This is a genomic window from Phytoamicus setariae (assembly GCF_016722925.1).
Classification (GTDB): Bacteria; Pseudomonadota; Alphaproteobacteria; order Rhizobiales; family Rhizobiaceae; genus Rhizobium_E; species Rhizobium_E setariae.
In genome coordinates this window covers 1-7,432 of record NZ_JAEQNC010000029.1, presented here as the reverse complement: position 1 = coordinate 7,432, position 7,432 = coordinate 1, and the positions used below count along the sequence as shown (strand labels likewise).

Annotated in this window: 7 protein-coding genes, 1 tRNA gene and 1 pseudogene; 7 read left to right on the top strand and 2 right to left on the bottom strand. The window is 56.7% G+C overall.

Annotated features, from left to right (window positions below; translation table 11 throughout):
* Nucleotides 1-46 precede the first annotated feature (46 nt).
* The 3 genes and pseudogenes from JJB09_RS26360 (at nt 47) to JJB09_RS26350 (ending at nt 2,107) form a co-directional block, all read left to right on the top strand.
* Nucleotides 47-123, top strand: a tRNA-Met gene (locus JJB09_RS26360).
* A gap of 686 nt (nt 124-809) precedes the next feature.
* A pseudogene (locus JJB09_RS26355) lies at nt 810-1,229 on the top strand (sulfatase-like hydrolase/transferase); the annotation flags it as partial.
* 425 nt (nt 1,230-1,654) lie between these two features.
* Nucleotides 1,655-2,107, top strand: a complete 453-nt coding sequence (locus JJB09_RS26350) for a MarR family winged helix-turn-helix transcriptional regulator (RefSeq protein WP_201664075.1) — start codon at nt 1,655-1,657, stop codon at nt 2,105-2,107.
* An 18-nt stretch (nt 2,108-2,125) separates the two neighbouring features.
* On the opposite strand, the gene JJB09_RS26345 is transcribed toward JJB09_RS26350, so the two are convergent.
* Nucleotides 2,126-2,485: a hypothetical protein gene (locus tag JJB09_RS26345; protein WP_201664074.1), complete on the bottom strand. Its 360-nt coding sequence runs from the start codon at nt 2,483-2,485 to the stop codon at nt 2,126-2,128.
* Between the two features lie 262 nt (nt 2,486-2,747).
* Between JJB09_RS26345 and JJB09_RS26340 the strand changes: the two genes are divergently transcribed.
* The 4 genes from JJB09_RS26340 (at nt 2,748) to JJB09_RS26325 (ending at nt 6,913) form a co-directional block, all read left to right on the top strand.
* Nucleotides 2,748-3,902 carry an acyl-CoA dehydrogenase family protein gene (locus tag JJB09_RS26340; protein WP_201664073.1) on the top strand — a complete coding sequence of 385 codons (1,155 nt, stop codon included), beginning with the start codon at nt 2,748-2,750 and terminating at the stop codon, nt 3,900-3,902.
* A gap of 42 nt (nt 3,903-3,944) precedes the next feature.
* Entirely contained in the window at nt 3,945-4,706 is a 762-nt protein-coding gene (locus JJB09_RS26335; RefSeq protein ID WP_201664072.1) for an SDR family NAD(P)-dependent oxidoreductase, read from the top strand.
* Nucleotides 4,707-4,739: 33 nt separating this feature from the next.
* Nucleotides 4,740-5,225 (top strand): flavin reductase, encoded by a 486-nt coding sequence (locus tag JJB09_RS26330; protein WP_201664071.1) that lies wholly within the window; start codon nt 4,740-4,742, stop codon nt 5,223-5,225.
* 272 nt (nt 5,226-5,497) lie between these two features.
* Nucleotides 5,498-6,913, top strand: coding sequence for an amidohydrolase (locus tag JJB09_RS26325; RefSeq protein WP_201664070.1), 1,416 nt, complete (start codon nt 5,498-5,500; stop codon nt 6,911-6,913).
* Between the two features lie 214 nt (nt 6,914-7,127).
* Here the strand turns inward: JJB09_RS26325 and JJB09_RS26320 are convergent.
* Nucleotides 7,128-7,432: M20/M25/M40 family metallo-hydrolase (locus tag JJB09_RS26320; protein ID WP_201664069.1), on the bottom strand; the 305-nt coding region annotated here is incomplete at its 5' end.

Below are 7,432 nucleotides of genomic sequence, written 5' to 3'. Positions count from 1 at the left end.
CTGAAGGTCGCTGACGCGACAAGTCCTCCGGACTTGCGCTGGATAACGCGGGGTGGAGCAGCCCGGTAGCTCGTCAGGCTCATAACCTGAAGGCCGCAGGTTCAAATCCTGCCCCCGCAACCACTGAAACTTGTATATTCTTCCATTCAAGCCGTCGAACAGAGAGCTCCTCCGCGTAAGCGTCGAGGAGCTCTTTCTGTTTGGCCTCTGTGTCAAGCAAACCTGCTTCTCGAAACTCCAGATACTCTGTCTCCGCAAGATGCTTAAACTGTCGTTCGACAATGACTGAAGCCTCCATTGCAGCAAGAATACTGGCAATTCTTCCGTGGACCTCCAACGTTGCTGGCTCGTGGCCAGGTGTCCTTGCGACCACGACCTTTTGCACGAGCATACGGATTACGTCGATATACGGTTGCTTCACGTCCTTATCCATGTGATCCCGCATATAGAAGAGCATCATGTTCAATATACGCTCAACATTCTCGGGCGTGGCTTGCTCCCGCAGTTCTGCAAGCTTCCCGGATAGGTCCTCGGGTTCGTCGGCGATTCGGGAGAGCAGTGCCGTCGTCTCGACTTTTTCCTGCTCGAGTTTGTCGAGCATGTCATCCAGAGCAGAGAGGTGTGGGCGGCCCTGAACGGCGCGGTCCGTAATCTGCTGAATGATATTCTTCTGCTGATCATCAATCCGCTTCAGATTGCTGACATGCACCGCAGATTCGTCGGGCCGATCGCGAAGCTTCTTCGCAAGTTTCTCCGAAACCTCCTTAGCCGTTTGTTCGAATATACCGAATGCCAGAAAAGCTGAGGGAATGATCGACAGAACACGCTCCTCGACATCCATGGGTGACGATATCGGCTGGTATAACATCAGTGCCTACAACATGGGCATGATGGGCTACCGTACACCCAACATTGACCGCATTGGCAAGGAAGGTACGGTCTTCACTGATTGGTACGGGCAGCAAAGTTGCACGGCTGGCGGCGCAGCATTCATCACCGGTCAATCGCCGATCCGGACGGGATTGACCAAAGTCGGATTGCCGGGTGCCGACCTCGGGCTTGGACCTCTCGATCCGAGTGTGGGCGATGTTCTGAAGACCTATGGTTATGCGACAGGACAGTTCGGCAAGAACCACCTAGGTGATCGTGACGAACACTTGCCGACGGCGCATGGCTTCGACGAGTTCTTTGGCAACCTCTATCATCTCAACGCCGAGGAAGAGCCGGAAAAATGCCGATCAGGAGGCTGAACAGGCGCGTCCGCAACGCTACGCCGATGGCCACTGTTCCGAGCACGCCCGCGAGGCCCAGCAGCAAAAGCAGAAGTGATATGGCCTCGAACGTGAAGCCACCCGCGTTTTCGAGATAGGGTCGCACATTGCTGACGCATGTGCAGAAATGGTCATGGCTGAAAGCCTGGGCGGTGAACGTCGCCAAACGGCGTGGCTTGAAAGGCCTACCTCTATTCCGGCCGGCGAAGACAGTGCGCCGTCAAAGCCTCGGGTCAAACCATTCTGTGCCAGTAACGGTTCGGACTCATATAAAAGTGTCGAAAGCACCACGTTCAGATATCGATCGCTTTTACATTTCAGTTTACCTATCGCTTGAGATGACCATGCGTGTTTGAGGCGAACTGGTTCAATAGGTGGTAGAAATGCTTGAAGATCAGGGAACGGTGGGACCGTTTTCAAACAAGTCCGATTGGCCCTATTATTGGTTAACGAGGGTAAGTGCTCGCTACGTCGGCGAGATGGAAAAGCTTCTCAAGCCGGCGGGGCTCGATGTCTCGCGTTGGCGGGTCCTTTCATCCCTGCGCGAACACGGCACGCTCGGTGTCAAGGAAATTTCAGAGTTTTGCATCCTCAAACTCACTACGACGACAAAAATCGTACAGCGCATGACGGCGGACGGACTGGTAACGACGCGTAGCAGCCCGCAGGACGGGCGGGTGACCGAGGTTCAGCTTACGAAAAAGGGAGAGGACGCCGCTATCCGCGCCGCCCATTTCGCTAAAACCGTATTTGACCGGACCTTTGAGGGCTTCCAACCGGACGAAATCGCGCAGATGAACCAGTTGCTCAGGCGCGTCTTCGACAAGCTTGGCTAGGCGCTCCTTGCGCCGACCTTAGAGCTGAGGAATCTCAAGAGCTCTGCCCATACGGGCTTCGATCCGCATATAGCGCCACAAACGGTATTCGCCGATCTCGATCGTCCTGAAAAGATTGCACGCAGCCTGAACCGATTCACGGTCCGGGCAATCGGCCATGACGTAGCAGGTCCAGGGGAAACCCGTTGGCGATGTGCCCACCATGGTCTCATCATCGTCCAAAGTGCTGATTACATTGACGCCGGGAAGGTTGGCCACGCCGCGCAGGAAATCGGAAAATCCCTTCCAGACTGGCCCAATATTCTGGAATGGCAGGTCGAAGAAGTTCTGGTTTACGGCGATGCAGAACAGCGTGCGAATGGGTTTCCTGTTGGTCATTGGTATCGGTTCCCTTGCATTGTTTTAACACTAGCGCTTGGCCATCGCTCGATGGCGCGCCTCCGACCGGTAAAAGAAAATACGTGAAAAGTACACTAAATTGAGCGCCCAAATTGACCGCAAGAATATTTACGGTAAAAGTACCGTAATGGAGGTGGAGGGAAGCGGAAGCGCAGACCTCTGCGTGAGGAGAGGGCTTCGCGGCGGTTAACATCGGCGCGAAGGGGGCGATCGTCGGTCGGCTTAATAGTGGGAGGAATCAATGGTAATGCAGCAAACCGCCGCATCATGTGAGCGTGCCTTGAACCTGCCAGCGGTTCTCGAAGAAGTCCGCCGCAGAAGAGGAGAGTTCGAAAAGCTCACCTACGTTCCGCTCGACATAGTGGAAAAACTTCAAGCTATCGGCGTGTACCGCGCATTCGTGCCGCGAGCGCTGGGTGGCGATGAGATCACTCCATCCGCATTTCTCCGCCTGATCGAGGCCATTTCCACTGCCGATGCATCGACGGGATGGGTTGCGAGTTTTGGTGTTTCTTCAACCTATCTCGCCGCCCTGCCGGCGGAAACCTTTACGCATATTTACGGCTCCAATCCCAACACGGTCTTCGCGGGATCGATCTTCCCACCCCAGGCCGCTGGAAAAACGGCGGCGGGTTACAAAGTCAACGGTCGGTGGCCCTATTGTTCCGGCTGCATGGGCGCATCGCTGATCGGGGCTGGCATCAAAATCGATGACTCGGAGCCAGGCGGCGCCCTACCACGCATGGCGGTCATGCCGCGCAACAAGGTTTCCATCAAGCATACCTGGGATACCGCGGGCTTGACGGCAACCGGGAGCCACGACATTGCCGTGAACGATGTGGAGGTGCCTGAGGAATGGACCTTCGTCAGAGGCTCTCCGTCCAATCGGTCCGAGCCAATCTTTCGCTATCCCTCCATGGCGCTCGCCGCTCAGGTGCTTGCCGTGGTTGGCCTGGGATCGGCGCGTGAAGCCCTCGACTGGATCAGGACGGAAGCCTCCGGCAAGCCTTCGATCACCGGAGCGCCATCGATTGGCGCGCGCCCCCATATCCAGTCCGAATTCGGCAAGGCGGAGGCGCGAATTCGTTCGGCGCGCGCCTACTTCTACGAAACCGTGGAGGAAGGCTGGGAAGCTGTAGTCGCGGGCAAGGAAATTCCGCAGGAACAGCGTGTGCGCCTGCGGCTGGCCGCCACCAATGCCGCCTCCGAAGCTGCCGCCGTCGCGCAGTCTGCCTTCTACATGGGCGGGACATCGGCCATTAACCGAGGACACGTCCTGATGCGCTGCATGCTAGATACAGCCTCCGTCGCCCAGCATGCTTTCTTGGGGATCGGGACATGGACATCCGCGGGCGCGGGCTTGTTTTGCGAAAAAACGCCTCCGGGCTTTCCTTGATAGGCAGTCGCCGACGGCAATCGTTTTGAAAAGGAGCATGACATGGCCGCAGCTACCCAGACCGTCACCCAGACTGCCATCGTCACCGGAGCCGCCGCTGGTCTTGGATCTCAAATCGCCCGTGCGCTGCATCAGGCCGGCTTTCGCGTCGTCGTTACCGATATCGATGAGGCAGACGGCGCGAAAACGGCAAGCGAGTTGGACCCCGGTGGTGAGACCGCCTTTTTTGCCAAACTTGACGTTTCAAATCCCCAGGATTTTCAGACGATACTGAGCCAGACCATTGATCGCTGGGGCTCGGTGGAAGTTATGGTCAACAACGCCGCTCTCACCCGTGCGCGTCCCGTTCTCGATATAGAGACCGACGAGTTCAACGCGATTATGGCCGTGAATGCGGGTGGCACGTTTTCCGGATGCCGCATTCTCGGTCGTTATTTCAAGCAAAGGGGCTACGGGCGCATCATAAATCTCGCTTCGCTTGCCGGCCAGAACGGTGGCACTGCGACGGGCGCGCACTATGCCGCTTCGAAAGGCGCGATCCTGACGCTGACGAAAGTATTCGCCCGCGATCTGGGACCGTTCGGCGTAACGGTGAACGCCATTGCGCCCGGTCCCATGGACACGCCGCAGGTGCGCGCCATCGTTTCCGAAGCCGCGCTTCCTGGATTGATTGCCGGCATTCCGGTGGGGCAGCTCGGAGACGCCGCCTTCGTTGCCGAATTGGTGGCCTTCCTCGCATCCCAGCGCTCCGCATTCGTGACGGGCGCGTGCTGGGATGTGAACGGCGGCCTTTACATGCGCTAAAGGGCGAAAACTCGTTCTGAGGAGGGAATTCGAATGGAGAAAAAGGCTTCGGATTTCAGGGAGGGCATGAGCCGACTTGGCGCCGCCGTGAATTTGATTACCACCGACGGTCCGGAAGGGCGCCATGGAATGACGGCGTCCGCGGTATGCTCCATTACTGATGATCCGCCCACTCTGCTGGTCTGTATAAACCGCACCAACCGCTCTCACGATCTTTTCAACGGCAACGGCAATCTTTGCGTGAATGTCCTGGCTGGACGGCACCATGCAATGGCAAACGTGTTTGCCGGACGCGGGGGCTCGGAGCGGTTCTCGACGGGAGATAACTGGACGACCCTGTCAACTGGCGCTCCGGTTCTGCGAGATGCGGTCGCTTCTTTTGATTGCAGGATAGTGGAACGCGTCAGCGTAGGCAGCCATTCAGTTTTCTACGCGCGGGTGGATGCGATCCATCTGGATACGGCACCGCCGGAGACACTGATCTGGTTCAACCGGGCCTATCACATCTTAATATCTTAATAAGCGCTATGGTTGCGGCCACGCGCGTCCATGTGGACGTCAAGCCGATGGTCGGCGGATGAGCCTTTTGCGCACACGGAAATCCTGCGAAGGCGTGGTGCTGGGGGCGCCTTCGCCTACACCTTCCAGAAATCACATCCAAAGCGTTTGCGAAAAAGCCATAGCTTTTGGTTATGATAACACCTGTATTTGTTGCTTGCTCCAATTCCAGTTCCTCGCCAAGAGTTGATGTGCTTTCACTTTTGAAGAAACTCAAAAAACTGAGGTATGGGATGAGCAATGTGTTGGGATATGATCAGGTAGCCGTTTTCGCCGATGCTAAGGCGGCAGACTATGCGGCGTTGAGCGACCGCATTTGGGATATGCCAGAACTTGCTTTCGAAGAGTTTCGTTCTGTCGCCGAACACATTGAAATAATGGAGAAAGAAGGCTTTCATATCACCCGCAACATAGCGGGAATTGAAACCGCCTTTATCGCAGAATGGGGTCAAGCTGGGCCTGTAATCGGCTTTCTCGGCGAGTTTGATGCGCTGGCTGGATTGAGCCAAGATGCAGACACCCTTGAAGCTGCGACGGCAACGCCTGGCGCTAACGGACATGGTTGTCACCATAACCTTCTCGGGGCCGCTTCATTGCTGGCCGCGGTGGCTTTGAGAGATGCGGTGGCGGCAGCAGGTGTTCAGGCAAAAATTCGCTATTATGGATGCCCAGCGGAAGAAGAGGGTTCAGGAAAAACATTCATGGCACGCGCCGGTGCCTTTGATGATTTGGATGCGGCTTTTTGTTGGCATCCGGCCTCTTTTAACGCGGTGATGTCCTCTTCCACGCTGGCAGTCGTGGATGTTAATGCCCGATTCACCGGACGCAGCGCGCATGCAGCTATGGCGCCGCATGTCGGGCGAAGCGCACTGGACGCGGTGGAATTGATGAATGTCGGCATCAATTACATGCGTGAGCATATGCCCTCCGATGCCCGTATCCACTATGCGATAACCGACGCGGGCGGAAAAGCGGCAAATGTTGTGCAGGCACGCGCGGAAGGCACCTATGTTATTCGAGCCCCAGAGCTGAGTGAACTAACCACTCTTTTGAAAAGGGTTGAAAAAATTGCGCAAGGTGCCGCGTTAATGACGGAAACCACCGTGGAAACGACGGTCGGGAGCGCAATGGCCAATATCGTCCCCAATCGGACCTTGGAAAGTGCGATGTATCAGAATTTGAAACGTTGCGGCCCACCGCCTTACGATGCAGAAGATTTTGCGTATGCCGACAGGATGCGTCAGAGTGCGCTGTCAGAAGAAGATATTATTGCCAGTGCGAAATCGTTTGGTGGTGATCCGGATTTTCCGCGTAGCCTGCATGATGATATCCTGCCATTCCCTGAAACGCCCGGCCTCCTGTTTGGATCAACTGATGTGGGTGATGTCAGTTGGATCGCGCCAACCGCGCAATGCCTGATGGCAACCGTAGCAATCGGAACGCCATTCCATGCCTGGCAGACTGTCGCGCAGGGCAAACGACCCGCCGCTCACAAGGCCATGATCGTGGCAGCCAAAGTAATGGCGGCGACTGGAGCAGATGTAATTTCTGACCCGGCGATGCTCAAGCAGGCCAAGGACGAGCTGAAAAAGCGAACACGGGGGCAGGACTATCTGACATTGATACCGGAAAGCTTGAGATCCCAGTAGACACTATGATTGAACTGGCGGCATCGTCCAATTTACAACTGCTAAAGATGCCGCATCCAGCCCGTCATCAGGAAATGCTGTGGTGGCGCGCGCCTCGTGCAGCCGCCTGGTAGGAAGCGATGGCCGACCGTGCTGCCGACAGAGGCAAATGCGCTAGGCCGGATCGTGCCGGCGGGCTTGTCGTCTGACGCCCCCGCCGGCAGAACAAATCCATTCAGACCAGGCTATCCTTGGCCAGGTAGTAGAAGTATTTGGCACCGCGCTCCAGAATCGCGTCGTGGAAGTCATAGGTCGTGGTGTGCAGGCCGCTGCTGTCGCCGTTGCCGATCAGCACATAGGCGCCCGGCACCTTTTCCAGCAGGAAGGAGAAATCCTCGCTGCCCATCAGCGGCGTGTCGAGTTCGATCATCTGATCCTCGCCGAAATGCGTAGAAACCGTCGCGCGTGCGACATCAACCGCAGCGGCATCGTTGATGGTCGCGGGATAGCCGGTCTGCCAGTCGAACGACACTTCGGCGC